The sequence below is a fragment of the Sphingobium sp. LF-16 genome, assembly GCF_003711185.1.
GTDB classification, from domain to species: Bacteria; Pseudomonadota; Alphaproteobacteria; order Sphingomonadales; family Sphingomonadaceae; genus Sphingobium; species Sphingobium yanoikuyae_A.
Window position 1 is genome coordinate 2,674,894 of the sequence record NZ_CP029335.1, and the last position, 26,723, is coordinate 2,701,616.

A 26,723-nucleotide genomic window follows, 5' to 3' on the forward strand; every position below is an offset into this window, starting at 1 on the left:
AATATGGTCAGGCGACCCCGGCGTGCAGCAGATCATGCATGTGAAGCGCGCCGACCAGATCGCCATCCTCGCACACGAACAGCAGGGTGATGTTGCGATCGTGCATGATGCGCAGCGCTTCCGACGCCAGTTCGTCGGGACCGATCGACTGCGGCGTCACGGTCATGAAACGGCCGACCGCATCGGTCAGATTCTGCTTGCCGGTCACGGCCCGGCGCAGATCGCCATCAGTGAAGGCGCCGATCAGTTGGCCACCCTGGTCGACGATGGCCGTGCCGCCAAGGCGCGCACGGGTCATCTCGATCGTGGCGTCGAGCAGCGAGGAATCCTCGCACACCCGCGGCACGTCGCTGCCCGCCGACATCAGTTCGCGCACCTTGACGAGCTGTGCCCCGAGACGGCCATTGGGGTGGAATTTGTAGAAATCGTCGGCCGAAAAGCCGCGCATTTCCATCAGCGACATCGCCAGTGCGTCACCAAAGGCCATCTGCAAGGTGGTCGATGTGGTGGGCGCCAGCATGTTGGGGCAGGCTTCGCGCACCGCCGGCATCAGCATGCAGACATCGGCAGCCTCGGCCACGGTGCTCTGCGCCTGCGCCGTCATCGCCAGCAGCGGGACGCCGAAGCGCTTGCAATAATGGATGATCGGCCCGAGTTCGGTGGATTCACCCGAATGGGACAGCATCAGCACGACATCGTCCGGCGTCACCATGCCCAGATCGCCATGGCCGGCATCGGCCGGATGCAGGAACAGCGCCGGCGTGCCTGTGGAGGTGAGCGTCGCCGTCATCTTGCGCGCGACGATGCCGCTCTTGCCGATGCCGGTGACGATCACCCGTCCCCGGACATTGATGATGATACCGACGAGCCGCAGGAAGGCGGCGGAAAATTCCCGGTCGGAAAATTTGGCTTCGAGTGTATTGAGCCCCCTGGCTGCCAGGGCGAGACTGCTGCACGCCGTCTCCACAATATGCGCACCCGAGCCGAAAGGAACGATCTTCGAAACTGTCGACACGCTTCTTGCCCTTTTTTCCGCGTATCGCCGCCGACATGCTCCGGCTGACGCCCGCGGTGTCGATGCGCCTTGCCAGCGCAGCGTCCATCCCTTGTTCCGCGACCCCAGGCCGATTTCGCAATCAGCACCCTGCAACTGTCTACGCCGTTTCAGGCACTTATGGCAATCCATTTCGCAAGTGCGGCAAGGGGCACTGAAGTCGGAAGGCAGGGGGAATGGGGCAGAAATACAAGATGAAATGAGCTAAATTATCGACAAGCCGAGGAACTTTTCGACAGCTCGACATATGCCGCAACACTCAGAGGCGATGATAGTCGCGATACCAGTTGACGAATCGGGGCACGCCCGACTCGATCCCGGTGGTGGGCGCAAAGCCGATATCCTGGGCAATCGCACTGATGTCGGCGAAGGTCGCCGGCACGTCGCCCGGCTGCATCGGCTGGAAGTCCAGCTGCGCCTTGCGCCCCACAGCCTCCTCCAGCACGGCGATCAGGTGCATCAGTTCCTCGGGCCGATTATTGCCGATATTGTAAAGCCGATGCGGCGCCCGGCTGCCGCCCGCCTTGAGCGCGCCGTCGTCGCCCGGCGGGGAATCAAGGCAGCCGATCACCCCGGCGACGATGTCGTCGATATAGGTGAAGTCGCGCTGCATCCGGCCATGGTTGAAGACCGGTATGGGTTCGCCGGCGAGGATCTTCTGGGTGAAGATCCACATCGCCATGTCGGGCCGGCCCCAGGGACCATAGACGGTGAAGAAGCGCAGTCCCGTCATCGGCACGCGGAACAGATGGGCATAGGTCTCGCTCATCAGCTCGTCCGCCCGCTTGGTCGCGGCATAGAGGGAGACCGGATGATCGGTGCGATCCTCCACCCGGAAGGGCAGCACCTCATTGCCGCCATAGACGGATGAGGAGGAGGCGTAGACCAGATGACGCACCCGCCGTTCCCGCGCCAGTTCGAGCATGTTCACATGGCCGGCAAGGTTGGAGCGGACATAGGCATGGGGGTTGATCAACGAATAGCGCACGCCGGCCTGGGCGCCGAGATGGACGATCGCCTCGATCGGATGATCGGCGAGCAGCGCCTGAAGTGCGGGCATGTCGGCAAAGTCCAGTTCGGCGAAGGTGAACAGCTTGCCATGGCGCTGTTCGAGCGCCGCGATCCGGTCGCGCTTGAGCGAAACCTGATAATAGTCGTTGAGATTGTCGATGCCGATCACGGCACGCCCGTCGGCCAGCAGCCGGTCCGCCACCGCCATGCCGATGAAGCCGGCCGCGCCGGTTACCAGGATCGTCAAAGCGTCATCCTCCTTGATCGGGCCGACAGGCGGGTCGCCGCCAGAGCCATGGCGGTTCACAGACAATCCGACGCGCGATGTAAAGCCCTTTCCCTCATAAGCCGTTCGATACAGGCTTCCATGCGGCGGAATACTTAGGCATTCCCTAATCTTTCCCGGCTAAGGCGAGGCGATGGACATGGCAGCGCACCCATCTCCCCCCTTTGCATCCGACAGCCTGGCGCTGACGGACCCGCGCGCGCGCTGGGCGACCCTCGCCGCAGATGCGGCCGAACCCAATGCCTTCTATGCGCCCGACCTGTTGGCAGCGGCGATCGACCATCTGGCCAGCAATGGTGACGTGCGTCTGATCGAGGCGCAGGCGGATGGCGATCTGATCGGCCTTTTGCCGGTGACGGTGCAGGCGCGCCATGGCCGCTTGCCGATCGGCTGCGTCGCCAACTGGATGCACGACCATTGTTTCTTCGGCGCGCCGCTGATCCGGCGTGGTCAGGAGATGGCGGCGTGGCGCAGCCTGCTGGCGCAACTGGACGAGGCGGAATGGGCGCCCCATTTCCTGCATCTGCGCGCACTGGATGCGGCCGGCGCCAATGCCGCCGCGCTGGAAGCACTGTGCGTCGAACAAGGGCGCGGCCGGCGCGAGGTGCATCGCCATGACCGGGCAATGCTGCGATCCGACCTGTCGGCCGACGCCTATTGGGAAACCCATGTCCGCGCCAAGAAGCGCAAGGAAATCCGCCGCCTGCAGAAGCGACTGGCGGAACTGGGGACGGTCGAGCAGCGATTGTTGGACGATGGCACGGACCTGCCGCGCTGGTGTGGCGACTTTCTGGCGCTGGAGGCGTCCGGATGGAAGGGCCGCGAGGGCAGCGCATTGGCGAGCAGGCCGGATGACATCGCCTTCTTCCGCGCCGCCTGCGCCGCGGCCTTTGCGGCGGGTCGGCTGCATTTCCTGCGCATCGACCTGGATGGCCGGGCGATCGCGATGCTGGTCAATTTCCGCCATGGCGACGGCGCCTTTTCCTTCAAGATCGCCTTTGACGAGGAGATGGGCCGCTTTTCACCCGGCGTGCTGATCGAGATAGCCAATCTGCACGCAGTGCAGGATGATCCGGCGATCGGCTGGATGGACAGTTGCGCCGCCGCCGATCATCCGATGATCGACAGCCTGTGGGCCGAGCGCCGCAGCATCGTCCAATATCGTATCGCCCTGCAGGGCAAGGGCGCGACGCGCCTGCGCCGGGCAGCGGCCTTTGCATTGGCCGGCGGGGTCGAACGGATCGCCAGCCGCATGAAAGGACAGGAATGACCGTGCATAGCCCGATGGCGCCCGCCACCGACGCGCCGCATTTTTCGGACAGCGCGCGCGCCGCCTTTGCCGCCGCCTATCCCGACCAGCCGACCAAGCTGACGCATCAATTGGTCGGGCATGCGCTGCTGACGCTGGATGCGCTGGCGACGCTGGCCGAGCGGATGCCGGCGAGCGCGGTCGAATATAATCTGGGCAAGCTGCCGCTGGGCGTGCGGCCGGAGGATACGCCTTCCAATGGGCTGAGCCTGGCCGAGACGATCCGCACGATCGAGAGCAATGGCAGCTGGGCGGTGCTGAAGAATGTCGAGCGCGACCCGGCCTATGGCGCGTTGCTGGACGCGGCGCTGGCGGAGCTGGAGCCGATCGTCGCGCGCAGCACCGGACCGATGCTCCACCGCGAGGCCTTCATCTTCCTGACCTCCCCCGGCAGCGTCACCCCGTTCCACATGGACCCGGAGCATAATATCCTGCTGCAGATCATGGGGGCCAAGGTGATGACCGTGTTCCCGGCGCGCGACGAGGAACTGGTGCCGGCGCAAAAGAGCGAGGAATTCCACAATGGCGGCCATCGCAACCTGATCTGGCAGGACGGGTTCAAGGCGCGCGGCACCCCCTTTCCGCTCAGCCCCGGCGAGGCCGTGCATGTGCCGGTCAAGGCCCCGCATTTCGTGGAAAATGGCCCGGCCGTATCGATCAGCCTGTCGATCACCTGGCGGTCCGACCGCAGCGTGGCGGAGGGCGAACTGCACAGTTTCAACGCCCTGCTGCGCAAGCGCGGCCTGCCGACCGGCACGGTGAGCGAACGCCCCGAGCAACAGGGCATTCGCCGCTTCGTCTATCGGGTCATGCGGAAGCTGGGCGTTTAAGGATCCTGCGCGCCAGCGCCTCGGCCTCCAGCCGGGGGCTGAAACGCTCGACATGCCACCATTCCAGCGCTTCCTCGCGCGTGGAGAGGCTCTGCTTGTAGCGATCCTTGCCGGCGAGCAGCGAATAGAGCCGGAAATCCTGCGCGGCATAATGGCCGACGGCGGCGGCGTGACAGAGCAGGCCCGGCTTGTCCTTGGCGGTGCGTGGCTGGGCGAAGGCGGACTGATAGTTCATCGCCTGCCCGTCCTGCACGAAATTGACCAGCAGGCCGACCGGGCCGCCGGCATCGGCAAAGCGCAGCAGTTCGACCGCGCCCGATGGCAGGCCGCGGGCCGCGATGGTGGCGACGAACTGGCGAAAGCCCTGATCGTCCCAGGCATTGTCGGCATGGCGCCCCATGTTGAGCGCGGCCATCTCGTCCAGCCAGGGGGCGATGTCATCCAGCGTGCCGACCGTGACGTCGGGCAGCGGCCCGCCATGATCCTTCATCGCGCGGCGAATCTGGCTGCGCGTATTGCTGCTGAGCAGCGAGAGATAGTCGCCATCGGCGGCGCGCACGGCATCGAGATCGACCTGGTAGACGGGCGAGGCATCGACCCGCAATTTGCGGCGAGCAGGCAGGCCCAGCAGCGGCGAATCCGGGGCGATGCCGCTCAGCCGCAATACACGCCAGTCTCGGCGCCGGGCGATGGCGTCGATCGCGGCAGCGACGGCCGCCGCCTCCTGCCCGCGCGCGGCGAGCAGGCCATTATATTCGACATAGGGCCGGTCGATCACCGGATCGCCCGACTGGTTGAGGCTGAGCGTCGCCACCGGGCCGAGCAGGCGCGGGCGCATCGCATGGCCGACCAGCGCCAGCGCGACATCCTGTCCGCTTTCATCGGTGACAGCGAGCAGTTCGGTTCGCACGCCATAGCTGTCGAGCCAGGCCCCCACCCAGGTCCAGCGCAGGAAGAAGGACGCATCGCTGCGCGCCTCCAGCGCCTGCCAGCGGGCGGCCAGCGCCGACCGGTCGGTCGGCAGGGAGAATGTCGCGGTGAGCCCCATCGCGCCCCTCTTGTGACAGAGCGGCGGCGGGAATCAAGCGGGTGTGCTGTGGATCACACTCGAATGCGACGCTGCGGATCGACCGTGCCGTCGGCGCGGATGCCGGCCCGAACCAGATCGCGGCGCATATGGCCGGTCAGGAAGCGCTGGAGCATCACGAAATCGGCGCGCAGCGACCAGAGTGGATAGCGGAAGGTGGCGGGGCGATTGCGCTCGATAAGCATATGGCTGACCCAGGCGAAGCCATAGCCGGCGACCGGCAGCGCAGCGGCCAGCCACCATCGCCCCGTAATGGCCGCAGTGGCCGCGATGCCGACCACCAGGCTGGTCCCGGCATAATGCATGGCGCGCGTCGCGGGCCGGGCATGTTCCTGCAGATAATAGGGCCAGAAGTCCCGGAACCGGGTGATCTGGGTCATAAGGGGCATCCTCTCTGTTATGCCCCATCTTTTATACGTGGACGTTCAACTTGTTAAGCGCCACGCGCCGCTTGGGCGCAAAGAGGAAATAATCATAGGCCGCACGGGCGGCCTGGGCCATGATCTGGTCGCGCGAGACATGGCCCCGGCTGTCCTTCATCACGAACACGGTGATGGCGAAGCGGCGGCCATCGGGTAGGCCGATGATGCCGACATCATTGCCGACGCCGTTGAGCGACCCGGTCTTGTGCGCGACCGGGGTGCCGGGCGGCAACATGCCCGACAGACGCAGCTTGCCGGTCTGGCAATGGCCCATGATGGTGAAGAGCAGTTGCGTGCTGTCCGGCTTCAATGCCTTGCCCGATTCATAGGCGACCAGCAGCTGGTTCATCGCCAGCGGCGTCGCCGTGTCCCGCGGATCGAGCATGAAGTCCATGTTCGGCAGGTCGCGCACGTCGCGCCGCTGGATCATCGGATCGGCGCGGCGGGCGGCGCCGGCATTCTGCTGGAAGGTGCCGGACTGGGGATTGATACCCATGGCGCGGTAGAGAAGATGCGCGGTATCGCTATCGACGCGCAGGCCATGGATGCCGAGGCCGGCGACGAAATCGCTGACCGCCTTCGGCCCGCCGGCGCGGGCGACCAGCACGTCGGTCGCATTATTGTCGCTGCGCGTCAGCATCAGGTCGAGCAACTGGCTGACCGGCAGAGTCGCGCCGGGGCGCGAGAACATCCAGGCGATGCCGCCCTCGCTCGCCAGCGCTGGATCGAGCGCGAGCCGGTCGTCGAGCTTCAGGCTGCCGGCATCGACCAGCGAGAGGATACGGCCCGCGACCGCGACCTTGTAGGCGCTGGCCATGGGGAAGAGGGTGTCGCCATTGCGCGACTGGACCTCGCCGGTCTGCAGATCCTGCACCGCGACACCGACCGTGCCGTCCGACAAAGCGGCAAAGCGATCAAATTCCGCCAGGAGATGCGCCTCCGCCGTCAGCAGCACTTGCGGCCGGGGCGGCGGACCGAAGGCATCGGCGCTCGGCAAGGGCGCAAAGAACAGGCCAAGGGCGGCGCAGCTGGCGCCAATTTGACGGAGAGACGGCATGGCCCGTCTGTCGCCCATCATGGGTCGGGTGGCAAGATATTTGATCGGCTTTTCCCGCGGTTGACGCAGGCATGCCGGGGGTTCATCACGCCGGCCATGAACGACACCATCAAGCTGCACGAAAGCTGGCGCGCGCCGCTGCGCGACCAGTTCGCCAGCCCCCATATGCAGGGCCTGAAACAGTTCATCGAAGCGGAAAAGGCGGCGGGCAAGCGCATCTTCCCCAAGGGGAATGAATATTTCCGGGCGCTGGACCTGACGCCGCTGGACCAAGTGAAGGTGGTGGTGCTGGGGCAAGACCCCTATCATGGCGAGGGCCAGGCGCATGGCCTGTGCTTTTCGGTCCAGCCCGGCGTGCGGACGCCGCCCTCGCTGGTCAATATCTACAAGGAGCTGGAAAGCGACCTCGGCCTGCCGCGCGCGCGGCACGGCTTCCTGGAGCATTGGGCGCGGCAGGGCGTGCTGCTGCTCAACAGCGTGCTGACGGTCGAGATGGGCCGCGCCGCGTCGCACCAGGGCAAGGGCTGGGAGACGTTCACGGACGCGATCGTCCGGCTGGTGGCGCAGAAGGAGGAGCCGGTCGTGTTCCTGCTGTGGGGCGCCTATGCCCAGCGCAAGGCCGGCTTCGTCGATTCCGGGCGCCATCTGGTGCTGAAGGCCGCCCATCCTTCGCCACTGTCGGCGCATAACGGCTTTCTGGGCTGCCGCCATTTCTCGCAGGCCAATGACTTTCTGGAGGCCAAGGGGCGCGGCGCGATCGACTGGCGCCTGCCGGAGGTGGTGGCATGAGCGGGCCGGCGGTCGCCCTGCTCTATCAGGCGCTGCCGCCGCCGGTGATCGACGGGCTGCGCAAGGATGCCAAGCCCGGCGGCTATTCCGACGGTGGGGCCGATATCGGCTTTGCATTGAAGGGGCTGGGCCGCACGGTGGTAACGCCGGTGCCCGCGCCCGATCCGGCGCAGGCGATGCAATGGGTATTCCCCGACACGGCCGACGGGATAGCAGCCGCGATCGCGGCGGGCGCCGACACGATCTGGGCCAATAGCGTGCTGTTCGAGGGGCATCCGATCGAGGCCGTGATGGGCCAGGTCGCGATCGTCGGCCAGACCCCGGCCGCCACGCAGAAATATGACGACAAGTTCGCCACCAACCGGATGCTGGAACAGGCCGGCTTGCCGGTGGCGCGCGGTTTTTTGCTGGCTGATCGACCGAGCCAAGGCGTGCATGCGCTGGCCGATGTCGGGCAACTCCTGACCGATCTGGCCATTCCCTTCCCGCTGATCGTGAAGCCCGTGCGTGGCCGGGGCAGCCAGGGCGTGACGCTGGTGCGCGATGCCGATGCGCTGAACGCCGCGGCCCGCAGCCTGATCGACGAGGGCAAGTTCGGCACGCTGCTGATGGTCGAGGAATTTCTGGACGGCGAGGAAATGACCATTACTGTCCTGCCGCCGGCCGCGCCGCGCCCGTCAGGCGAAAGGGGCGACCGCCATTTCGCGCTGCGCCCGGTGCTGCGCTTCGACCAGAAGGACGGTGTCGCCCCCTATAATGGCGATGTCGCGGTGACGCAGAACAGCGTCGCGATCGGCCCGGAACGGATGACGGAGGCGCCGGTGCTGGCGATGCTGGATGCCTGTGTGAAGGCGGCCGAGCTGGTGGAATCGCGCGCGGTGATCCGCATCGACTGCCGCGCCGATACCAGCGGCCAGTTTAAGCTGTTCGACCTCAACATGAAGCCGAACATGACCGGTGCGGGCCGGCCGGGGCGCGCAGACCAGGATTGCCTGTCGGCGATCGCCGCGCGGGCCGATGGCTGGTCCTATGCCGACATGCTCGACGCGATGCTGGCGACGGCCTGGAAATAACGCACCAGAATCCGGTGCCCAGAATCATTGAGGCCCGGTCCCGCTTGCGCGGGCCGGACCCCTTCCCTCTCCAAACCGGAAAGTGGAAAAATCAGCCGTCGTAATCGCCGCCGATATTCTGGTTGCGCGGCGGAGCCGCTGCGGTCAGGCGCAGGGCCTCCGCCGACTGGGCGATCGAACCGATTTCATCGGGCGTATCGTCGTCGTCAATCTGGACCTTCTGCAGCGACGCAACGACCGAATCATGCAGGTCGGCGGGCAGAATGGTTTCCTCGGCGATTTCGCGCAGGGCGACGACCGGATTCTTGTCGCGGTCACGCTCAAGCGTCAGCTCGGCGCCACCGGAAATTTCACGCGCGCGCTGGGCGGCGAGCAGGACGAGATCGAAACGGTTGGTAACCTTGTCGACGCAATCTTCGACGGTGACGCGGGCCAATCGGGCCTCCTGAAAAATCAATAGGGAATCTTGAACTTGGCGCCTAGCAGTGGCGGCCTGTCGAGTCAATGAAAAGCCCATAAAGCCATGGCGCGCCGCGGCAAAGCGGCGCATGAAGGGGCCATGGCGTCGCGACAACAGCAAGCCCCGACCAGCCCGATCAGCGTCACGCTGAACGGCAACCGACTGACCGTCATCGAAGAAGGCGCGGCGCTGCGCGATGCGCTGGTCAGACTGATCGACGGCGCGCGCACGAGCCTGAAACTCTATTATTATATCTTCGCCGACGATGGCAGCGGCCGGCTGATCTGCGAGCGGCTGGTGGCGGCGCGGGCACGCGGCGTGGCCGTGACGCTGATGATCGACGGCTTCGGATCGTCCGATACGCCCGACAGCCTGTTCGCCCCGCTGATCGCGGCGGGCGGCCATTTCGGCCGGTTCGGGACGCGCCGGTCGACCCGCTACCTGATCCGCAATCATCAGAAGATCGCCCTGGCCGACGACAAAAGGCTGATGATCGGCGGCTTCAATGTCGAGGATGGCTATTTCGGCATACCCGCCGACGATTGCTGGCGCGACCTGGGGCTGCTGCTGGAAGGGCCGCAGGCCGAGGCGATGGCGCGCTGGTATGGCCAGCTATGGCGCTGGGTCACGAGCAAGGGGCAAAGGTTCCGCACCCTGCGGGCGATGGTGCGGCACTGGCACCCATCGCTGCACCATGATCCGGCCGATCCGTTTCGCTGGCTGATCGGCGGGCCGACCCGGCGGCTGAGCCCCTGGGCGCAGGTGGTGAAGCATGACATGGACCGGGCGCAGCGACTGGACATGGTCGAGGCCTATTTCTCGCCCGGCCGGGGCATGATGAAGCGGATCGCCCGCGCCGCCCGGCGCAAGGGCGCGCGCCTGATCCTGCCGGCCCTGTCGGACAATGGCGCGACGATCGCGGCGGCACGGCTGCTCTATGGTCCGCTGCTGCGACGCGGCGTCGAGATATATGAATATCAGCCCTGCAAGCTGCACATGAAGCTGATCGTGATCGACGATGCGGTCTATATCGGATCGGCCAATTTCGACATGCGCAGCCTGTTCCTCAACCTGGAGCTGATGCTGCGGGTGGAGGATGCCGGCTTTGCCGAGGCGATGCGCAGCTTCATCACCCAGCGGACGGGCGAGAGCCGGCAGATTTCGCTGGAGACCTATCGCACCAGCCGCACCGGCCTGACGCTGATCAAGCAGTGGATCAGCTATCTGCTGGTCGGCGTGCTGGACTATACCGTCACGCGGCGGCTGAATTTTCGCGATCCCGACGCGGACTGAGCGGAATATCGGGCGCGATGTTGCGGCGCAGGCTGGTGAGCGCCAGCAGCGCCAGCCGCCGATCATCGACCGCGCCGTTCCGGCCGATCGTGGCGAGCGCCGTATCGATGGCCCGCACCAGCGCAGGATCGGGATCGGCCTGCCCCCTGGCGCCAAGCCGATCGAAATGCTGGCGCACCCGCCCCAGCACGACATCGAGCAGCCGGTCGTCGCGGGCATGGGCGCGCACCCGGAAGCGGTGGAGATCGTCGAGCGACATGCCCACGCGCGTGTCGCGCAGGATATCGAGCAAGGGCGCGGTGGTGTCGCTGCCCAGTTCGGCAAGGCGCGGGGTCAACAGGCCGATACGGTCGAGCATGGTGTTGATCCATTTGACTGTATCGGGCTGCTGGCGCGGATCGGTGCGCAGGGCAAGATCGCGCCAGCCCGCCCGGAGCAGGCGCAGCGCGGATTGTTCGGCGCCCACGGTGCGAACCATCTTGAGCGCCCAGACCGCGAGCAACGCGCCCAGCATCTGGGCGATGGCGGCATTGGCGAAACTGTCGAACTGCCCGGTATAATAGCCATCGAGGCCCATCAGGCCGGGCAGCGAGAGGATCATGCCGATCGCCATCGCCGCCAGCCGCCGCCGCACCATCATCGCACCGACCAGCAGGAAGGCCGGCGCCAGCACTGCGACCAGAACCGGAAAGTCGGACACGCGCGGCAGGATGGCAAAGGCATAGGGCGCGGCCACCAGCACCGCGCAGCAGGTGCCCTGCCACACTTTCCAGGCAGCAGGCGCGGGATCGTCCATATTGCTGAACAGGGCACAGATGATGCTGGCGATGACGACCGCCCCTGCCCCGGCCGGCCAGGCCGACAGAATCCAGAGCAGGCAGCCGATCAGCACGGTGAGGCTGGTCGCCAGCGCGCCGCGCAGCGCTAGGCCATAATCGCGATGCAGGACGCGGCGGCGGGCGTTGCGGATCGCTTCCCGCGCGGGCGGTGACAGGGGGATGCGATCGGCGCCCATCGCCGCCTGCAACTCGCGGCAGATGGCATGGACGGCGACCAGTTCGGCCAGCCGGTCGAGCATGCTGAGCTGCAATGCCGCGTGCCAGGCGAAGGGCAAGCGGCAATCGGGTTCGCAGGCACGGGCGCGGGCGCGCAGCGCTTCAGGCGAGGCACCCTCCCCGTCCGGCGCGCCCAGCCAGGCGACGACATCATCCAGCAGGACATGGACCGCCGGCGGCAAGGCATCGGCCCGCTGCAACTGGCGACAGCGATCCTCGACCGCGCTGGCCAGCGGCAGCAGCAGGCAAAGCTGCGTCTCCAGCGCGCGCAACACCCCGGCCTTCAGCCGCAGCGCGCTGCTTTCGAACGGCAAATGGGTGGCAAGCTGGTGCAGTTCGTGGATATCGGTCGCCAATTGCCGGCGGTCGCGGGTCACGACCGCATCGCCATGGTCGACCCGCAGGGAATCGCGCGACCAGCGTTCCGCGTCGATCATGATCGCATCGATCCGCGCCTGGAGGCGAGCCGACACGGTGCGCGGGAAGACGAGGCTGTGGACCAGCGTGGCCGAGGCGATGCCGATGCCGATTTCCTGGGCGCGCAGGCTAGCGGCGGTGAAGATCGTCGCCTGCGCCTCGACCGCCGGGAAGGCGACGATGCCGGCGGTATAGCCCGCCAGCAGGAAGGTATAGGCGCGCGGGGTCCGGTCGAGCAGCGCGACGAAGGTGCAGAGCCCGAGCCACAGCGCCAGCGCGAGCGAGAGAAGTTCGGGGGCATTGCCGAGCAATGGCACCAGCAGGATCGCCACGCCCGCGCCGATGACGGTGCCGAGCAGGCGGAACATCGCCTTGGACGACACCGCGCCGGCGAGCGGCTGGGCAACGATATAGGCGGTGATGATCGCCCAATAGGGCCGGTCCAGCCCGATCCGCAGCGCGATATAATAGGCCAGCATCGCCGCGATAAAGGCCTTGAGCGTGAACAGCGCGTCATGGCCGCCGTAGCGATCGGCCATCCAGCGCGCTTGTGGCAAGGCAGGCGTCACGCGGCACATCCAGCATCATCGGGCGGGGCCAGGCAGGGCGGCGACGCCGGTCGGGAGAATGAAAGCCGGACGCGTCGGCCCGCCACGCCGGATCGGGCGCGCATTGCTGGAGCTTCAGGCAAACCCTCTATGCGCCTGTCCATGTGGCGAAACAATATGAGCCCAAGGCACAGCCATTGTGCATGATATGCACAACCAAACAGGGCCAGCGGGCATCAATCATCCCCTTGCCGCCGCCCCCGGCTTTCTGCACAGTCGCGCCGCCCAGCCGGGCCAGGGAGACGCATTTCCAAGCGTCGCACAATCAGAACAAGGACATCGCCCCATGCCATCCCGTCGCTTAGTTGCCGCCTTGCCCGCCGCCGCGCTGCTGGCCGCCAGCCTCAGCCCGCTGCACGCCGCTACCGCGGCCGACACGCAGGCCCGCGCCGGCGAAGCCGCCTTCCGCACCCTCTACAAGGAACTGGTGGAGACCGATTCGAGCTGGCCCAATGGCAGCTGCACGCTCGCCGCCGAACAGATTGCGACGCGGCTGAAGGCGGCGGGCTATGCCGATGGCGATATCGCTGTCGTGGTCGATCCGGCCCATCCCAAGGAAGGCAATCTGACCGCCGTGCTGCGCGGTTCGAACGCCAAGCTGCCCGCGCTGCTGCTGCTCGCCCATATCGACGTGGTCGCGGCCAAGCGCGCGGACTGGAGCCGCGATCCCTTCACCCTGATCGAGGAAGGCGGCTATTTCTATGGCCGGGGCACGTCGGACGACAAGGCGATGGCGGCGAGCTTCGCCGACGCCATGATCCGTTTCAAGCAGGAAGGCTACAAGCCCAAGCGCACGATCAAGATGGCGCTGACCTGTGGCGAGGAGACGGAGAAGGCACTGAACGGCGTCGAATATCTGCTGAAGAACAAGCCCGATGCGATGGCGGCCGGATGGGCGCTCAACGAAGGCGGCGGCGGGTCGCTGGACGAAAATGGCAAGCCGGTCAGCCATGGCGTGCAGGCGGGCGAGAAGGTCTATCAGGACTTCACCTTCACCGCGACCGCGCCGGGCGGCCACAGTTCGCGCCAGGAACCGCATTTCAACGCGATCGGCTGGATGGCGCAGGCGCTGGCCAATGTGAACGCCTATGATTTCCCGGTGAACCTGACCCCGGCGGCCAAGGCCTATTTCGGCGCGTCGGCGCCGCTCTATCCCAAGCTGTCGCAGCCGATGGCGGCGGTCGGCGCGGGCAAGGCGACCGAGGCGGACTATGCCGCGATCTCGGCCGCCAATCCGAGCTGGAACGCCACCCTGCGCACCACCTGCATCCCGACGCTGATCAATGGCGGCCATGCCCCCAATGCCCAGCCCCAGTCGGTGACCGCGAACGTCAATTGCCGCATCATTCCGGGCGAGGATGTCGAGGCGGTGCGTGCCAAGCTGGCGCAGGTGGGCGGCGACGAGAAGGTCAAGGTGACGCTGGCCGATCCGCCGCAGCCCAAATCGTCGGCGCCGCAGCTGACGCCGCAGATCATGGCGCCGATCGAGGCGCTGACCAAGGAGATGTGGCCGGGCGTGCCGGTGATCCCGCGGCTTGCGACCGGGGCGACCGACGGGCGCTTCACCAATGCGGCGGGCATCCCCACCTATGGCGTGTCGGGCATGTTCGCCGACCCCGATGGCCAGGGGGTCCATGGCCTCAATGAGCGCATCCGGGTCAAGTCGCTGCTCGACGGCCGCGCCTTCCTCTATCGCCTGACCAAGGCTTACACACAGTAATGCGAAAAGGGCTGGCCCGGATAACCGGACCAGCCCTTTTTACTTGGGCCAGCGCCGCGCGGATCAGCGGCCGCTGCTGCCCAGCACCCGGACTTCGCCGACCGGATAGCCCTTCTCGGCCATTTCCTTGGCATAGTCGCCACGGGCATCGGCCAGTTCGGTGCGATATTCCTCCCAGGCGTCGCGATTATCCTCCGCATCGCTGGAATGGCGCAGATCCTTGGTCAGTTCCTTGCGCGCCTCGGCCAGGTCGGTCTGATAATTGAACCAGTAGTTGTTCTCCACGCCGGCGATCGGCGCTTCATAGACAAGCTGGTCCTCGACCGACGCCAGCTGTTCCTCATAGCTCACCGGGCCTTCACCCGGAGCCGGGCCACGCGCCTGGGGCTGGGCCATGGCGGCGATCGGGGTCATGCCGACCATGGCGATGGCGGTCAGAAGCATCGAACGGTTCATGACGTTTCTCCTCTTTCCTCATCGAACCTGCGGCAATAACGCACCGGGACCGGCATTTTGCGCCTGAACGGATGTGCAGAATGGACGAAGCGAGGCGCGGCGGCGGTGGGCCGCAGCGCCAAAAAGGGCCGAATATCGGGCTTTTCCGCCCTGTTTTCAGGCAATTGGGATCAGATCAGCGGATCACCAGATAGAAGGTCGCCGGCGCGCTGCCGCCATTTTCTATCTCGATCGCATAGCGTTCGGTGAACAGCGGTAGCCAGGCGCAATCGGCCTGCGGCGCGGCGACCGGCTTGGCGCACAGCGTGCCGCCATCGGCATTGCGCACCCGGACCGACAGGGATGCCGCCATGCCGGTGGCGCGCGCCACCGAAATCTGCGCGCGCTGGCCGGCAAGGAACAGCTGGCGCAGCGTCACCCGCCCGCCCGCCGCCAGAGACCCGCGGCGATAGGCGGGGCCGAGCGCGCGACCGCGATAGACTGGCCCTGCATGGACGGCGCCGCCGGCCTGCGCCTGCTGCGACCAGAGGGTGGACAGGTCATCCTGCCCCTCGGCCGGGCGCGCGCCGAGCAGCTTGAGAGTGTCGGCCGCCGCCGCGAGTGCGGCTTGATCGCCGCGCGCCTGCGCCAGATCCCCCTCCGCCAGGGTGCGCATCAGCGCATCGGTCGGCATCGGCTCCTCGACCACCGCGACCGGACCGACGCCCAGCATCAGCAGGGGCAGGAAGAGCCTAATCATCCGCCATCTCCGGCTGCACGACGAAGCGGGCGCCGGGCGCGGCATCCTCGACATGGATGGTCAGGCCATGGCGTTCGGCAATCGCACGGGCCAGCGCCAGCCCCAGACCATGGCCGCTGCCGGGCGACGGATCGAGCCGGACATAGCGGTCGAAGACCAGTTCGCGCGCATCGGCCGGGATGCCCCGGCCATTATCCTGCACGATGATGAGCGGGCCCGGCGCCAGGCTGAGCAGCACGCTGCCGCCGCGCGGCACATATTTGAACGCATTGTCGAGCAGGTTGGACAAGAGCCGGGTGATCTGCATCGGATCGGCGCGGAAAGATATGCCCGGCGCCACCATCGCGTTGAAGGCGATGCCCAGATCCTCCGCGCTGGCGCCATAAAGGTCCGCCAGATTGTCGGCAATCTCGCTGAGGTCGACATCGGCAAGGCCCCGGCGATCGCCGCGCAGCGCCTGGGTGCCGGCAATGTCGAGCAGGGAATCGAGCAAGCGCACGACGCTGCGTATCTCGTCGCGCGACCGCCCCAGGGTGCGCAACAGCCCCTCATCCCCAGTCCGTTCCATCGCTTTCAGGATACGCGTGTCGAGATGCATCAGCGGGGTGCGGATCTCGTGCGCGGTCTGATCCGACACGGAGCGCTGGGCCTCCATCAACCGCTGCACCTGATCCAGCATCGCATTGGTGTTGGCGGCCAGTTCAGCCAGTTCGTCGCTCGCCCCGGTGGCGCGTGCGCGCGCACCGATATCGCCGGCGCGCACCGCGTCGAAGACATGGTTGATCCGTTCGACCCGGCGTCGCAGGCGGCGCGCCGCGAAATGGCCGGCGGCAAGGCTGAGCAGGGCGACGATGGCCCCGGCGATGGCAAAGGCGATGGCGAGCCGGGTCTGCAGCGCCCGCGCCCGAACATTGCTGCGCCCGACGATCAGCCGGGTGTCGGGGCCAAGCAGCGTCGCCCGCGCGAACATGCGGTCGCCGCCCGGCAGGCGAATCAGCCGGGCCTCGGACACTTCGGACGCCAAGGCGGGCCAGTGATCGATATTGCCCGCCACCCGGCGCCCGGCCGCATCGGCGAGCAGATAATAGGCCTTTTCGCTGTCGCCGCGCTCCATCGCCAGCCGATCGGCGATCCGCGCCCTCAATTCCGCCTCGCCGCTGCTGACATAGATGTCGGCCAGGCCCGCCAGATCGGTATCGACCTCTCGCCCCAGCATCACGCGCCCGTCGGTCTCGACGATCCGTTCGACCACCAGGAACAGCACCAGCGTGGACGCCAGGCTGACCAGCAGGGCCGACAGCGTGACCCGGCCGAAGACCGAGCGCAGCAGGCCGAACCTAGCCATGGGCGGCGATCAACCGATAGCCGGTGCCCCAGACCGTCTCCAGCACGACGCTATCGAACCCTTCCTCCAGCTTGCGGCGCAGGCGGCCGACATTGACGTCGACGACGTTGGTCTGGGGATCGAAGCTGAGTTTCCACACATGGCGCAGCAGCATTTCGCGCGTGACCACTTCGCCGGCATGTTCCATGAGGTAGCGGAACAGCGCGAATTCCTTGGGCGACAGCGGCACATGGCGGCCCGCGCGATGGGCGGTGCGCGCCTTAACATGGCATTCCAGGTCGCCGAACAGCAGCACCGAATCCTGCTGCAACCGCCCGGCCCGGCGCCACAAAGCGCGCACGCGGGCGACCAGTTCGTCCGGCTCGAAGGGCTTGGCCATATAGTCATCGACGCCGCTTTCCAGCCCCTCGACCCGATGCTCGCTGCGGCCGAGCGCGGACAGCATCAGCACCGGCGCCTCGATCCCGGCGACGCGCATGCGCGTCACCACGTCGATGCCCGAAAGATGCGGCAGGGTGCGATCGAGGATGATGACATGATAGCGGCCCGATGCGGCGCGCTTGAGCCCTTCGGCGCCATCCTCGGCCAGGTCGACGACCATGCCGGCGCGGGCGAGGATTTCGGCAATATTGGCGCGGGCCGCCGGGTCATCTTCCACCAGCAGCACGGAAATCGGGTCGGTTTGCGCCATCTTCACCGCCTGTCAGATAGCGCGAACGGCCGCCAGTGACAAAGCCTGTTAAGGCGGTCACTGGCGGCCGTTAAGAAATACAGCCGGATTATCAGATCATTATCAGATCTTGAGCCCCGCGCGCAGCATCAGCGCACCGATGATCAGCAGATAGACGCCGAAAATCTTCTTCAGCGGCCCGGCGGGCAGGCTGTGGGCGGCGGCCACGCCCAGCGGCGCGGTCAGCATCGACATCGATGCGATCGCTATCGTCGCGGGGATGTTGATATAGCCCAGCGAACCCCAGGGCAGGCCGCCTTCGCGGAAGCCGATGATGGCAAAGCCGATGGTGGTCGGGATGGCGATCAGCGTGCCGATGCCCGATGCGGTGGCGATGGCGCGGTGGATGGTGCGGCCGCACAGCGTCATCGTCATGATGGCAATGGTGCCGCCGCCGATGCCCAGCAGCGAGGAAAAGGTGCCCAACCCGCCTGCAATGCCGATGCGCGCCAGCCCCGACGGCATCTGGTCGCTGATCACCTTGCCGTTCAGCACCGGGATCAGGAAGTTGAGCGACATCAGGATGACGCCTGCGCCAAAGATCATCTTGAGCGTCCGGCCATCGACATGGCCCGCCAGCACGACGCCCGCGCCGCAGCCCAATATGATCCAGGGCGCCCATGTCTTGAGGACGTCGAACTCCACCGCCCCGCGCTTGGAATGCGCCAGCAGCGATCGGATGGAGGTCAGGATGATCGTCGCAGCCGACGTGCCGATCGCGACATGGGCGATGCCGTCCTTCGTCCCGCCCAGCAGCGGCAGCACGACCAGCAGCGCCGGCACGACGACGAAGCCGCCGCCGATGCCGAAGATGCCGGCGGCAAAGCCGGCGAGCAGGCCGGCGGCCAGCATGGCAACCAGTGGCACGAGCCAGGTCATGATATCACCGGACATCAGCACGCCCCTTTCTGCAGTGCGCGACCGGCGCGCATGATGGAGCGATCGCCTTTTTGGATCAAGGCGGCGAATGTGGGGAAATCGACCATGATGTTAAACCATGCCTCTCTTCGGCGGAACCAGGATGCATGGGGGGCATGTGGTCATGTCCCCCTGCCCGACTAGACGAACGAGGTCTTGGAACCCGCAAGAGAATCCATGGCGTTTATTTGACAATCGGGAAACAAAGCCCGGCGACGCGACGTCGCGCCAGACGAAAAACGGCGCAAAATAAAAGGACGCCAGCCCCGCAAGGGAGGGCTGGCGTCCTTTTGCCCGGCGCCTGTCGGGGACGCCGGGAAACAGGGGCGGCGCGATCAGGCGATCGCGTCTTCCGCCGGGGTGTAGGGCAGGCCCAGATCGTCGGCGACGGCCTTGTAGGTGACCTTGCCGTCCCAGACATTGAGGCCCGCGAGCAGGTGCGGATCGCGGCGCAGCGCGTCCTTCCAGCCCAGTTCGGCGATGCGCAGCGCGTGCGGCAGGGTGACGTTATTGAGCGCATAGGTGCTGGTGCGGGCGACCGCACCGGGCATGTTGGCGACGCAATAATGGACGATGCCGTCGATGATGTAGGTCGGGTCGGCATGGGTCGTGGCATGGCTGGTTTCGAAGCAGCCGCCCTGGTCGATCGCGACGTCGACCAGCACCGCGCCCTTCTTCATGGTCTTGAGCATGTCGGCGCTGACCAGCTTGGGCGCGGCGGCGCCCGGAATCAGCACCGCACCGATCACCAGATCCGCCTCGGCCACGCATTCGGCCAGGTTTGCGCGGTTCGAGAAACGGGTCTTGGCGCGCGCCTCGAAATACATGCCGAGCTTTTCGAGCACTTCGGGATTGCGGTCGAGAATGGTGACGTCGGCGCCAAGGCCGGCCGCCATCTGCGCCGCGTTGAAGCCGACGACGCCGCCGCCGATCACGACGACCTTGGCCGGCAGCACGCCCGGCACGCCGCCCAGCAGCACGCCGCGGCCGCCATGCGCCTTTTCAAGGGCTGTGGCACCGGCCTGGATCGACATGCGGCCAGCGACCTGGCTCATGGGCTTCAGCAGCGGCAGGCCGCCGCTGGCGTCGGTCACGGTTTCATAGGCGATGCAGGTCGCACCTGAGGCGATCAGGTCGCGGGTCTGCTCCGGATCGGGCGCGAGGTGGAGATAGGTGTAGAGGATCTGGCCGGGGCGCAGCATCGCCCGCTCGACAGCCTGGGGCTCCTTCACCTTGACGATCATCTCGGCGCGCGCGAACACTTCGGCGGCCGTCGCGATGATGATGGCGCCGGCCCGCTCATAGAGCGCGTCATGCGCGCCAATGCCCTCACCCGCGCCGGTCTCGACCAGAACCTCATGGCCATGGGCCGTCAGTTCATGGACGCTCTCGGGGGTCAGGCCGACGCGATATTCGTGATTCTTGATTTCCTTGACGGTGCCGACGATCATGAGACGCTCTCCATTTTGCAGCGGGATGGCCCATCCTGAAAGGACAACGCAGCCCCGCCGGTTGTGGCCCCATCATATCGCCAAGCAGGTGGCGATTGTTCCCTGATTTGCGCTTGCGATCGCCCGCATGCAGGACGATATATCGCAAAATCTTATTTCATCGGGATGACATTGCATGGATCGGTTCGACATCGCGTTGCTGGAGGCGCTGCAGAGCGATTCCCGCCGGTCGATGAACGAGCTGGGCGAGCAGATCGGCCTTTCCTCCTCCGCCTGCCATCGCCGCATCCGCGCGCTGGAGGATGCCGGCATGATCGAGGGCTATGCCGCCCGGCTCGATCCGGCGGCGCTCGGCCTGACACTCCAGGCCTTTGTCGAAATTTCGCTGACCAGCCAGAGCCGCGAGGCGATGGAACGGTTCGAAACGGCGGTCGCGGGCTTCCCGGAAATATTGGAATGCCATCTGATGGCGGGCCAGGCCGACTATCTGCTGCGGGTCGCCGCCGCCGACCTCAAGGGCTTCGACGCGGTCCACCGCGATTGCCTCGCCCGCCTGCCCGGCGTGTCGGCGATCCGCACCAGCTTCGCCATCCGCCGCATCCGCGACTGGCGCGGCTATCGGCTGCGCGATCTTCCTATTTAGGGCGCCAATCGCACCGGCACCGGCGCATTGCACAGATCGACGCCACCCGCCGGCCGGTCGTAGAAATCATCCTTGCGGTTGGCGCGCAGCCGCAGATAGTCGGCGAAGCTGGCCGAGCCGGTATCCATCACCTGGACATGTGGCTGCTCCGCCTGCGGCAGATCGCTTGCGAGGCGCACCGAGACGATCGGCAGCTTGCGCTCGGCATCGGTGTAGAAGCCCAGATCACCGCTGCCGCGCGGCAGGCTGGTGAGGGCCGTCATCCCCTCGACGATGCGACCGACGACGGCGATGTTCCGATCGAGCTGGCGCGGCGCCTGGCCGATGACGGTATAGAGTTCCGCGCCCGTGCCGGCGTCGGGCGACATGTTGCGGCCGACGCCGATCATGCCATAGCAGTGCGGCAGCCAGGCCGCGTCCCCGTCGATCGCCACCGGCCAGCCATCGATGAAGCCGGTCGCGCGCGCATAGGGATCAGGATAGGGCAGCGGCGTCAGCTTCGCCTTCATGCCTCCAAGCGACTGGGCATAGTCGGCCGGACTGGTTGGCGCGAGGCCGGCGGGCAGCGGCTTCTTTTCGGTCGCGTCGCCCCATTGGACGACATAATTGTCCTGCACCCGGTTGATGCTCGTGCCGTCCCACCAATGGGCGGTGGCGAGCGCGCGGATATTGGCGACATGGCGCGGACCGAATTGCGGCGCCAGCTGGATCAGCACGCGCTTGCCCCCCTCGATCGTCATCACCAGCAGATCCTGCGCCGGGACGGCACGCCAGGCACTGGCCGGCGCCTGCGCCACGACCGCGCTGGGCGTGGCCGGCGGATCGGCCGCATCGGCAACGGCAAGGGGCAGGATGGCGATGAAGGGCGCGAGCAGCGCGGCACGGCGGGGAAGGGTCATGACCCGATCAAACAATTGCCGCGCAAGAAAGTAAAGCATCCCCTTGCCTAGTGCGTTGTCGCGCGATAGGGAGCCGCCTCCAGTGCGATGGAATATGAACCCGATTCACGCCGCTTACAGCGACGATGGGGTTTCTGCGGAGCGGTGGCCGAGTGGTCGAAGGCGCTCGCCTGGAAAGTGAGTATACGTCAAAAGCGTATCGAGGGTTCGAATCCCTCCCGCTCCGCCAGATACCCCTATTCAACCCATTTCAAATAGCATCAAAGGGGCTGATTTCAGCCACCCTTCCTGTTATGTTCTCTCTCATGTTCTCTCACCTGTCAGCGTCCAAACGCGGGGTATCAGGGGGCATGATCTGGGGTATCAAATTCAGGATCGGGGTATCGATGCTCACCGACGCACAGGCGCGAAAGGCGGCGCCGAAGGAAAAGCCATACAAGATGGCCGATTCTGGCGGCCTCTATCTCTACGTCGCGCCGACAGGCCTGCGGTCGTGGCGCATGAAGTTCCGCTTCCAGGGGCAGGAGAAGCTGCTGACCTTCGGGCCCTACCCTGACGTGTCCCTCTCGGAGGCGCGGCAGAAGCGCGACGACGCACGCCGGCAAATCCGCGAGCATGTCGACCCGTCCGGCGCCAGGGCAAAGGCGAAGGCTGTGAAAGAAGCCGAGCGGCTGGAGCGGGCGGGCAAGCTATCCTTCGAGGAGGTCGCCCGCGCTTGGCATGAACTGCAGGCTCCGCGCTGGGCACCGGTGCATGCCGATGACGTGATCAACAGCCTGGCCCGCGACGTCTTTCCCCACCTTGGCGAACTCGCCCTAGATGAGATCGATGCGCCGACGGTACTAGGGACGCTGCGGAAGGTGGAGGGCCGCGGATCAATCGAGACCGCGCGACGCCTGCGGCAGCGCATATCATCAGTCTTCTGCTACGCCATATCGGAGGGCATCGCCAAGGACGATCCTGCCGCGATCGTGACGAAGGCGCTCAAGCCCCTGCCCAAGAAAGGCAAGCAGCCGGCGCTGACCGAACTCGTGGACCTTCGCGGCGTTCTGGTCGCGGCAGAGGCGTCGGGCGCATCGCCGGTCACGAAACTGGCCTCGCGGCTGCTTGCGCTGACCGCCGTGCGTCCGGCCGTCGTGCGGGGCGTGTCGTGGGATGAGTTCGAGGGGATCGACTGGACCGGCGATGCGGTCGGGCCGGGCTTGCCGATCTGGCGCGTGCCAGCCGCCCGGATGAAGCTGATCCTTGATCGAAAGGATGAGGAAAGCTTCGAGCACATCGTGCCCCTTCCCTGGCAGGCCGTCGACATCCTGCGAGAGGTGCGCCGGCTGACCGGTCGCGGAAGATTGGTATTTCCGGGCCAGCGGCATGCGCATCGCCCATTGAGTGAGAACGCGATCGGCTATCTCTATAACCGGGTCGGGTATCACGGGCGGCATGTGCCGCACGGCTGGCGCGCGGCGTTCTCCACAGTCATGAATGAGCGCGCCGACCGAGTTTGGCGAGCATCCGGGCACCGGGGTGCATCACCTGACCGGGCCATCATCGACCTGATGCTGGCGCACGTCCCCACTAACAAGGTGGAGGCGGCCTATAACCGGGCCGCCTACATGCCGCGACGGCGCGAGCTGGCGCAGGAATGGGCCGACATGCTTATGGAGGGAATGCTACCGGCCGGCAGCCTGCTGGATGGCCCGCGCCGATGATGATATTGTCGTGCCGAAAACTTACGGAGAATCGCCCATGGACACCAACGAGCAGGGCGAGGCTTTCGGAGCTTGGCTACTAAAGCAGGCCGGCCGCGATGACTGGATCGGCACACTGGCGAAGCAGGCCAAGAACGATCCGAAGTTTCAGAAATCTCTCACGCCGGACGATCTAAGGAAGCGCCTTCATGACGCGGGCGCCGAGGGCGACAGCTTTGAAGCGCTTGATGACGCTGAAGCCGAGTGGTTGAATGCATGAACGGGATCGCAAATGCGGTGTGCGTCGATGATACCCCACAGGCCGTGAAACAGCGGTGCCGAGAGGAAGGAATCCATTACACGCTGCTTTCCGAAGGCATGCGATTTGGCACAATAGTGGTTTGTCGGACGGCAGAAGATGCTGCCCGCGTTTTGCAGGTTTATGGCGATCTCGCCCATAAGCGAGTGAAGGGCGACCACTGCTAGACGACTGGGATATCTGTGCCGCCACGAGGCAGGCCATCAAATAGCATCGCGCGAAGGCTCTGGGTTTGTCACGCGGCGCATTGGCAAACTAGCGTCAGAGGGGATTTGCCTGGGTGCGGATGGGGCCACATTCCAACCCCTTCCGCACCTCGACTCCTCGTCAGTGTATCGTCGCCCCCATTTGTTCCAGCCAGATTGAGGATGACTCATCGACTAACGTGTCGAGCAGTGTAAGGCCATCATGCCCGGGAAGATCGTTATCCAGGGATTTCGTGGTGAAGGCATTTGCATACTTTTGCAGCGCCTGATTTCCGAAGCGGCGCCCCTGCTCCTCAATGGCGTTGATCGGCACGTTTCCTTCGATCACCGCCAGCATCAACTCTGCCGCGGCGTCAGCAGCAATGTCAAAAGGCAAGCCGTAACCGACGGCCTTGACAACCCGCTTCTGCAACGAATGGATCTGATCGTGCCTCTGCCTCTCAGTCATCGCCCGTGTGCCGGGGCGAGGTTTCACACTATGGCGCTGACGCCAATCCTTAATCACCGTTGTTGAAACGTTTTGGCTTTTTGCGATCGCTCTCTTACCCCATCCAAGTTCGGTCAGAAGATGGCGCATAGGAGCCAACTGCCTTCCGTTCGAAATTTTAGGCACGTTACTTTTCAATGAGTGACTCTTGCGCCACTGCGCAATTGCGCTCCGAGTAACGTTTTGAATGGCGCTGATTTTGGCATCCGAGAGACCGTTTTTATACAGCTTCCAACGCTCTTCGATCATCGTTTCCATGTTTCAACTCCCGGCCGGCTGAATGCCGGCCCAGCCATCGATGCCGAACCCAACTGACCTGTTCACGAGGTTTGGGACTTTGCGGCTCGTGATGAGGACAAAGCGCGCGCTTCATCTTGAAAAGGTGTTTTTGCGACGACAGGCGGATGCGGCTTGACCGAATCGACCGCTGACGTTGAACATCGATTAAGTGGGCGCGCGAATTTAGCTGTGGATAAGTGGGGGCTAAGCGGTTGACGGCAGAAGAGATTGAGGCGTTCTTTTCCGATCGGGAGAAGCGCTTGCCTGCCGCGCCTGCTTGGCGCGATCATTCGTCTCGCGTGGGTGAGCAGAAGGCTCGCCTCCCAATAGAAGCCAATGGTGCAATCTCTCAAATTGAGTTGGAAATGACCTTGAAGTCATCCGACCGAGAATATTTGGTTGCCGTTCTCATAGCGCCGCCTTGCATCGCAAGAATGTGCATAGGATTGGACGTAGAACACAACAATCGCATCACTGGTGAAGCCATAGAGGGTGCTCATTTTCATGATTGGTCGATGAACAGGCATCTGCCAGCTAGGGTCGCAGCGAGTATGCCGTACTGCGTTCCGCTGCCCGCCGAAATCGAGGGTAGGGACGCGGCATTTACTTGGTTTTTAGATCGGGTTGGCATAGAATCGCCGGGCTGGCTTCCGGTGCGTTGGCCGGACCAAGGAGGACTTTTCTAATGGATTGGCAGGAGATCAGGGAAGCGCTTTGCAAAGCGCGCGCCTTTAAGCCAGTCCATGACGGGTTTAGCGTCAAAGCAGACACCATGATGCCTTCCGGGGCTGTTATACGGGTCCACATCCAGTTGCGCGATGGCAAGCTGTCGATCCACGACAACGGGGCTGCCTTTGATGAATTGGCGCGGCACGGTGGGGAACTGAAATCTAACGGCGGCGTAAAGCGAATGCTGGCTGAAACTGATTTCCAGTTGATGCCGACTGGGGAGATTTTCAGGCATGATATCGACCCATCCCAGGTCGGCGTCGGCGTTGCGCTGGTAGCGGACGCTTCCTTGCGCGCAGCTGCGTTCATGCTCTCACATGCGAAGGTGAAGACTGGCCTGCCGCTAGACGTGAGACTGAAAAACTCGATGCTGACACGCTATCCAACTGGCCGCACCGATTTCAAGGTTGACGGAAAGGCGCGATTGCAAAAGTTTGATTTCGGCCTCCAGACGGAGAACGAAGTCATAGTGTTGGACGCTGTAAGTCCCGACCTGTCGTCTGTGAATGCGGCGATCGTGAAGAGCCTGGACGCGAAGCAGGCGCCTGAAATCCGCGCGCGCCCTATCTTGGTCTACGACGACGACCAAGACCACTGGCCCGCTGACGCAATGAACCTACTTGCTATGGCTGGCGAACGGGTTTCGTTTCGGTCCCTCGATGTAGGTCAATTTCGCTTAGCCGCTTAAGAAATCCCGTGTCCAAACCCCACCCCGCCCGACCACCTCGCGGCGGGGTTTTCATCTCCAATCAATGCCCCTCAAGCATCACGTCGATCATCGCCTGCCAGATCCGATGGACTGAATCACTGGGGTCGGTTCCGCCCTCGAACACTCCCGCCTCGATCATCGCCGGATTCGGGTTCCGGATAGAAGTCAGAACAGCGCGAACCATTGCCGTTGCGCTTAAATGGAAGTCCCCCTCCGGGTCATAAAACGCCTGATGACTGGTGGTCTGCCGTTGCACCTCAGCGACGAGAGCATGGCTGGCTTGTTCGATTTGGGGATGTGTCATTCCGTACTATAGCACGGTCAACCATGCAGGTCGGATTTATCTCTGATTGGACCAGCCTGCGCGACCGCTATGTGCGGCCGGTCGCGCAAGTTTACTCGGGCGATAAGCACCTGGTCTGCGAGCAGCTGCTGCGCGGGTATGCTGTGTATGAGGCCAAATGGGACAACGGCCAGCGGTTGGCGCGTGTGTGCAAGGCGGCCCGATAGGGTTTCCCTTGCCGCCGGGGATCTGGTATAAGCACTTCGCAGGGTGGAGCAGTCCGGTAGCTCGTCAGGCTCATAACCTGAAGGTCGCTGGTTCAAATCCAGCCCCTGCAACCAGATTAGGCCGCCGCCATCGCAAGCGTGGCCGTC

General features: G+C 65.1%; 27 protein-coding genes and 2 tRNA genes. 13 read left to right on the forward strand and 16 right to left on the reverse strand.

Annotated features, from left to right (window positions below):
- Positions 1 to 7: 7 nt before the first annotated feature.
- Together DIZ22_RS12560 and DIZ22_RS12565 are read right to left on the reverse strand one after the other, a co-directional pair.
- Positions 8 to 1,015 (reverse strand): KpsF/GutQ family sugar-phosphate isomerase, encoded by a 1,008-nt coding sequence (locus DIZ22_RS12560; protein ID WP_004208270.1) that lies wholly within the window; start codon positions 1,013 to 1,015, stop codon positions 8 to 10.
- 298 nt (positions 1,016 to 1,313) lie between these two features.
- On the reverse strand, positions 1,314 to 2,312 hold the full coding sequence (locus DIZ22_RS12565) for an NAD-dependent epimerase/dehydratase family protein (protein WP_048939362.1): 999 nt from the start codon (positions 2,310 to 2,312) through the stop codon (positions 1,314 to 1,316).
- A 172-nt stretch (positions 2,313 to 2,484) separates the two neighbouring features.
- Here DIZ22_RS12565 and DIZ22_RS12570 point away from each other — a divergent pair, with 172 nt between their 5' ends.
- Both DIZ22_RS12570 and DIZ22_RS12575 read left to right on the forward strand, forming a co-directional pair.
- Positions 2,485 to 3,621, forward strand: a complete 1,137-nt coding sequence (locus DIZ22_RS12570; protein ID WP_048939349.1) for a GNAT family N-acetyltransferase — start codon at positions 2,485 to 2,487, stop codon at positions 3,619 to 3,621.
- A complete protein-coding gene (locus DIZ22_RS12575; protein ID WP_048939350.1) occupies positions 3,618 to 4,490 on the forward strand; it encodes a cupin-like domain-containing protein in 873 nt (290 codons plus the stop codon). The genes DIZ22_RS12570 and DIZ22_RS12575 overlap by 4 nt, the downstream gene beginning before the upstream one ends.
- On the opposite strand, the gene DIZ22_RS12580 is transcribed toward DIZ22_RS12575, so the two are convergent.
- Genes DIZ22_RS12580 through bla form a run of 3 tightly spaced genes read right to left on the reverse strand, consistent with a single transcriptional unit; the run spans position 4,468 to position 7,056 of the window.
- On the reverse strand, positions 4,468 to 5,538 hold the full coding sequence (locus DIZ22_RS12580; protein WP_048939351.1) for a GNAT family N-acetyltransferase: 1,071 nt from the start codon (positions 5,536 to 5,538) through the stop codon (positions 4,468 to 4,470). The two genes, DIZ22_RS12575 and DIZ22_RS12580, sit on opposite strands and share 23 nt — an antisense overlap.
- A 53-nt stretch (positions 5,539 to 5,591) precedes the next feature.
- Complete coding sequence (locus DIZ22_RS12585; RefSeq protein WP_048939352.1) at positions 5,592 to 5,957, reverse strand: DUF962 domain-containing protein; 366 nt, start codon at positions 5,955 to 5,957, stop codon at positions 5,592 to 5,594.
- 31 nt (positions 5,958 to 5,988) lie between these two features.
- Positions 5,989 to 7,056: a class A beta-lactamase gene (bla, locus tag DIZ22_RS12590; protein ID WP_048939363.1), complete on the reverse strand. Its 1,068-nt coding sequence runs from the start codon at positions 7,054 to 7,056 to the stop codon at positions 5,989 to 5,991.
- Positions 7,057 to 7,152: 96 nt separating this feature from the next.
- Here bla and ung point away from each other — a divergent pair, with 96 nt between their 5' ends.
- Together ung and DIZ22_RS12600 are read left to right on the forward strand one after the other, a co-directional pair.
- On the forward strand, positions 7,153 to 7,845 hold the full coding sequence (gene ung, locus DIZ22_RS12595) for a uracil-DNA glycosylase (protein ID WP_004208277.1): 693 nt from the start codon (positions 7,153 to 7,155) through the stop codon (positions 7,843 to 7,845).
- Positions 7,842 to 8,918 (forward strand): biotin carboxylase, encoded by a 1,077-nt coding sequence (locus tag DIZ22_RS12600; RefSeq protein WP_048939353.1) that lies wholly within the window; start codon positions 7,842 to 7,844, stop codon positions 8,916 to 8,918. The genes ung and DIZ22_RS12600 overlap by 4 nt, the downstream gene beginning before the upstream one ends.
- Before the next feature lie 91 nt (positions 8,919 to 9,009).
- On the opposite strand, the gene rpoZ is transcribed toward DIZ22_RS12600, so the two are convergent.
- Complete coding sequence (rpoZ, locus tag DIZ22_RS12605) at positions 9,010 to 9,354, reverse strand: DNA-directed RNA polymerase subunit omega (RefSeq protein ID WP_004208279.1); 345 nt, start codon at positions 9,352 to 9,354, stop codon at positions 9,010 to 9,012.
- A gap of 87 nt (positions 9,355 to 9,441) precedes the next feature.
- Between rpoZ and DIZ22_RS12610 the strand changes: the two genes are divergently transcribed.
- Positions 9,442 to 10,671: a phospholipase D-like domain-containing protein gene (locus DIZ22_RS12610; protein ID WP_048939354.1), complete on the forward strand. Its 1,230-nt coding sequence runs from the start codon at positions 9,442 to 9,444 to the stop codon at positions 10,669 to 10,671.
- On the opposite strand, the gene DIZ22_RS12615 is transcribed toward DIZ22_RS12610, so the two are convergent.
- Positions 10,631 to 12,682, reverse strand: coding sequence for an FUSC family protein (locus tag DIZ22_RS12615; protein ID WP_048939355.1), 2,052 nt, complete (start codon positions 12,680 to 12,682; stop codon positions 10,631 to 10,633). The two genes, DIZ22_RS12610 and DIZ22_RS12615, sit on opposite strands and share 41 nt — an antisense overlap.
- A gap of 355 nt (positions 12,683 to 13,037) precedes the next feature.
- Here DIZ22_RS12615 and DIZ22_RS12620 point away from each other — a divergent pair, with 355 nt between their 5' ends.
- The gene (locus DIZ22_RS12620) at positions 13,038 to 14,471 is read left to right on the forward strand and encodes a M20/M25/M40 family metallo-hydrolase (protein WP_048939356.1); all 1,434 of its coding nucleotides are present in this window, start codon (positions 13,038 to 13,040) and stop codon (positions 14,469 to 14,471) included.
- Between the two features lie 63 nt (positions 14,472 to 14,534).
- Here the strand turns inward: DIZ22_RS12620 and DIZ22_RS12625 are convergent, their stop codons facing one another.
- The 6 genes from DIZ22_RS12625 to ald form a co-directional block, all read right to left on the reverse strand.
- The gene (locus DIZ22_RS12625; protein ID WP_004208283.1) at positions 14,535 to 14,927 is read right to left on the reverse strand and encodes a hypothetical protein; all 393 of its coding nucleotides are present in this window, start codon (positions 14,925 to 14,927) and stop codon (positions 14,535 to 14,537) included.
- A gap of 175 nt (positions 14,928 to 15,102) precedes the next feature.
- Positions 15,103 to 15,666: a hypothetical protein gene (locus DIZ22_RS12630; RefSeq protein ID WP_026108717.1), complete on the reverse strand. Its 564-nt coding sequence runs from the start codon at positions 15,664 to 15,666 to the stop codon at positions 15,103 to 15,105.
- Positions 15,659 to 17,011 (reverse strand): HAMP domain-containing sensor histidine kinase, encoded by a 1,353-nt coding sequence (locus DIZ22_RS12635; protein WP_048939357.1) that lies wholly within the window; start codon positions 17,009 to 17,011, stop codon positions 15,659 to 15,661. The genes DIZ22_RS12630 and DIZ22_RS12635 overlap by 8 nt, the downstream gene beginning before the upstream one ends.
- Positions 17,004 to 17,702 carry a response regulator transcription factor gene (locus DIZ22_RS12640; RefSeq protein ID WP_048939358.1) on the reverse strand — a complete coding sequence of 233 codons (699 nt, stop codon included), beginning with the start codon at positions 17,700 to 17,702 and terminating at the stop codon, positions 17,004 to 17,006. The genes DIZ22_RS12635 and DIZ22_RS12640 overlap by 8 nt, the downstream gene beginning before the upstream one ends.
- A gap of 102 nt (positions 17,703 to 17,804) precedes the next feature.
- Complete coding sequence (locus DIZ22_RS12645) at positions 17,805 to 18,635, reverse strand: sulfite exporter TauE/SafE family protein (RefSeq protein ID WP_004208288.1); 831 nt, start codon at positions 18,633 to 18,635, stop codon at positions 17,805 to 17,807.
- A gap of 359 nt (positions 18,636 to 18,994) precedes the next feature.
- A complete protein-coding gene (gene ald / locus DIZ22_RS12650) occupies positions 18,995 to 20,110 on the reverse strand; it encodes an alanine dehydrogenase (protein WP_048939359.1) in 1,116 nt (371 codons plus the stop codon).
- A gap of 175 nt (positions 20,111 to 20,285) precedes the next feature.
- On the opposite strand from ald, the gene DIZ22_RS12655 reads away from it, so the two are divergent.
- A complete protein-coding gene (locus DIZ22_RS12655; protein WP_017498975.1) occupies positions 20,286 to 20,753 on the forward strand; it encodes an Lrp/AsnC family transcriptional regulator in 468 nt (155 codons plus the stop codon).
- Here DIZ22_RS12655 and DIZ22_RS12660 read toward each other — a convergent pair.
- Positions 20,750 to 21,652: a peptidylprolyl isomerase gene (locus DIZ22_RS12660; RefSeq protein WP_048939360.1), complete on the reverse strand. Its 903-nt coding sequence runs from the start codon at positions 21,650 to 21,652 to the stop codon at positions 20,750 to 20,752. The genes DIZ22_RS12655 and DIZ22_RS12660 overlap by 4 nt on opposite strands.
- Positions 21,653 to 21,790: 138 nt before the next feature.
- Here DIZ22_RS12660 and DIZ22_RS12665 point away from each other — a divergent pair.
- The 3 genes from DIZ22_RS12665 (at position 21,791) to DIZ22_RS12675 (ending at position 23,617) form a co-directional block, all read left to right on the forward strand.
- Positions 21,791 to 21,881 (forward strand) — tRNA-Ser (locus DIZ22_RS12665).
- A gap of 121 nt (positions 21,882 to 22,002) precedes the next feature.
- Complete coding sequence (locus DIZ22_RS12670; protein ID WP_313039313.1) at positions 22,003 to 23,358, forward strand: integrase arm-type DNA-binding domain-containing protein; 1,356 nt, start codon at positions 22,003 to 22,005, stop codon at positions 23,356 to 23,358.
- A gap of 37 nt (positions 23,359 to 23,395) precedes the next feature.
- The gene (locus tag DIZ22_RS12675) at positions 23,396 to 23,617 is read left to right on the forward strand and encodes a hypothetical protein (RefSeq protein WP_122928815.1); all 222 of its coding nucleotides are present in this window, start codon (positions 23,396 to 23,398) and stop codon (positions 23,615 to 23,617) included.
- A gap of 366 nt (positions 23,618 to 23,983) precedes the next feature.
- On the opposite strand, the gene DIZ22_RS21820 is transcribed toward DIZ22_RS12675, so the two are convergent.
- Positions 23,984 to 24,607: a hypothetical protein gene (locus DIZ22_RS21820; protein WP_137405263.1), complete on the reverse strand. Its 624-nt coding sequence runs from the start codon at positions 24,605 to 24,607 to the stop codon at positions 23,984 to 23,986.
- A gap of 233 nt (positions 24,608 to 24,840) precedes the next feature.
- Here DIZ22_RS21820 and DIZ22_RS21825 point away from each other — a divergent pair, with 233 nt between their 5' ends.
- Positions 24,841 to 25,314 (forward strand): hypothetical protein, encoded by a 474-nt coding sequence (locus tag DIZ22_RS21825; protein WP_137405264.1) that lies wholly within the window; start codon positions 24,841 to 24,843, stop codon positions 25,312 to 25,314.
- Positions 25,314 to 26,045, forward strand: a complete 732-nt coding sequence (locus DIZ22_RS12685; RefSeq protein WP_122928232.1) for a hypothetical protein — start codon at positions 25,314 to 25,316, stop codon at positions 26,043 to 26,045. Before DIZ22_RS21825 ends, DIZ22_RS12685 begins: the two co-directional genes overlap by 1 nt.
- Positions 26,046 to 26,106: 61 nt before the next feature.
- Here the strand turns inward: DIZ22_RS12685 and DIZ22_RS12690 are convergent, their stop codons facing one another.
- Positions 26,107 to 26,370 (reverse strand): hypothetical protein, encoded by a 264-nt coding sequence (locus DIZ22_RS12690; RefSeq protein WP_122928233.1) that lies wholly within the window; start codon positions 26,368 to 26,370, stop codon positions 26,107 to 26,109.
- A gap of 243 nt (positions 26,371 to 26,613) precedes the next feature.
- Here DIZ22_RS12690 and DIZ22_RS12700 point away from each other — a divergent pair.
- Positions 26,614 to 26,690, forward strand: a tRNA-Met gene (locus tag DIZ22_RS12700).
- Positions 26,691 to 26,723 lie beyond the last annotated feature (33 nt).

What these genes read in the sequence shown, in the direction of transcription:
- DIZ22_RS12570 (WP_048939349.1), top strand. Translation starts at nt 2,485, where the DNA reads ATGGACATGGCAGCGCACCCATCTCCCCCCTTTGCATCCGACAGCCTG.
- DIZ22_RS12575 (WP_048939350.1), top strand. Translation starts at nt 3,618, where the DNA reads ATGACCGTGCATAGCCCGATGGCGCCCGCCACCGACGCGCCGCATTTT.
- DIZ22_RS12580 (WP_048939351.1), bottom strand. Translation starts at nt 5,538, where the DNA reads ATGGGGCTCACCGCGACATTCTCCCTGCCGACCGACCGGTCGGCGCTG.
- DIZ22_RS12585 (WP_048939352.1), bottom strand. Translation starts at nt 5,957, where the DNA reads ATGACCCAGATCACCCGGTTCCGGGACTTCTGGCCCTATTATCTGCAG.
- bla (WP_048939363.1), bottom strand. Translation starts at nt 7,056, where the DNA reads ATGCCGTCTCTCCGTCAAATTGGCGCCAGCTGCGCCGCCCTTGGCCTG.
- ung (WP_004208277.1), top strand. Translation starts at nt 7,153, where the DNA reads ATGAACGACACCATCAAGCTGCACGAAAGCTGGCGCGCGCCGCTGCGC.
- DIZ22_RS12600 (WP_048939353.1), top strand. Translation starts at nt 7,842, where the DNA reads ATGAGCGGGCCGGCGGTCGCCCTGCTCTATCAGGCGCTGCCGCCGCCG.
- DIZ22_RS12610 (WP_048939354.1), top strand. Translation starts at nt 9,442, where the DNA reads ATGGCGCGCCGCGGCAAAGCGGCGCATGAAGGGGCCATGGCGTCGCGA.
- DIZ22_RS12615 (WP_048939355.1), bottom strand. Translation starts at nt 12,682, where the DNA reads ATGGCCGATCGCTACGGCGGCCATGACGCGCTGTTCACGCTCAAGGCC.
- DIZ22_RS12620 (WP_048939356.1), top strand. Translation starts at nt 13,038, where the DNA reads ATGCCATCCCGTCGCTTAGTTGCCGCCTTGCCCGCCGCCGCGCTGCTG.
- DIZ22_RS12625 (WP_004208283.1), bottom strand. Translation starts at nt 14,927, where the DNA reads ATGAACCGTTCGATGCTTCTGACCGCCATCGCCATGGTCGGCATGACC.
- DIZ22_RS12630 (WP_026108717.1), bottom strand. Translation starts at nt 15,666, where the DNA reads ATGATTAGGCTCTTCCTGCCCCTGCTGATGCTGGGCGTCGGTCCGGTC.
- DIZ22_RS12635 (WP_048939357.1), bottom strand. Translation starts at nt 17,011, where the DNA reads ATGGCTAGGTTCGGCCTGCTGCGCTCGGTCTTCGGCCGGGTCACGCTG.
- DIZ22_RS12640 (WP_048939358.1), bottom strand. Translation starts at nt 17,702, where the DNA reads ATGGCGCAAACCGACCCGATTTCCGTGCTGCTGGTGGAAGATGACCCG.
- DIZ22_RS12645 (WP_004208288.1), bottom strand. Translation starts at nt 18,635, where the DNA reads ATGTCCGGTGATATCATGACCTGGCTCGTGCCACTGGTTGCCATGCTG.
- ald (WP_048939359.1), bottom strand. Translation starts at nt 20,110, where the DNA reads ATGATCGTCGGCACCGTCAAGGAAATCAAGAATCACGAATATCGCGTC.
- DIZ22_RS12655 (WP_017498975.1), top strand. Translation starts at nt 20,286, where the DNA reads ATGGATCGGTTCGACATCGCGTTGCTGGAGGCGCTGCAGAGCGATTCC.
- DIZ22_RS12660 (WP_048939360.1), bottom strand. Translation starts at nt 21,652, where the DNA reads ATGACCCTTCCCCGCCGTGCCGCGCTGCTCGCGCCCTTCATCGCCATC.
- DIZ22_RS12670 (WP_313039313.1), top strand. Translation starts at nt 22,003, where the DNA reads ATGATCTGGGGTATCAAATTCAGGATCGGGGTATCGATGCTCACCGAC.
- DIZ22_RS12675 (WP_122928815.1), top strand. Translation starts at nt 23,396, where the DNA reads ATGGACACCAACGAGCAGGGCGAGGCTTTCGGAGCTTGGCTACTAAAG.
- DIZ22_RS21820 (WP_137405263.1), bottom strand. Translation starts at nt 24,607, where the DNA reads ATGGAAACGATGATCGAAGAGCGTTGGAAGCTGTATAAAAACGGTCTC.
- DIZ22_RS12685 (WP_122928232.1), top strand. Translation starts at nt 25,314, where the DNA reads ATGGATTGGCAGGAGATCAGGGAAGCGCTTTGCAAAGCGCGCGCCTTT.
- DIZ22_RS12690 (WP_122928233.1), bottom strand. Translation starts at nt 26,370, where the DNA reads ATGACACATCCCCAAATCGAACAAGCCAGCCATGCTCTCGTCGCTGAG.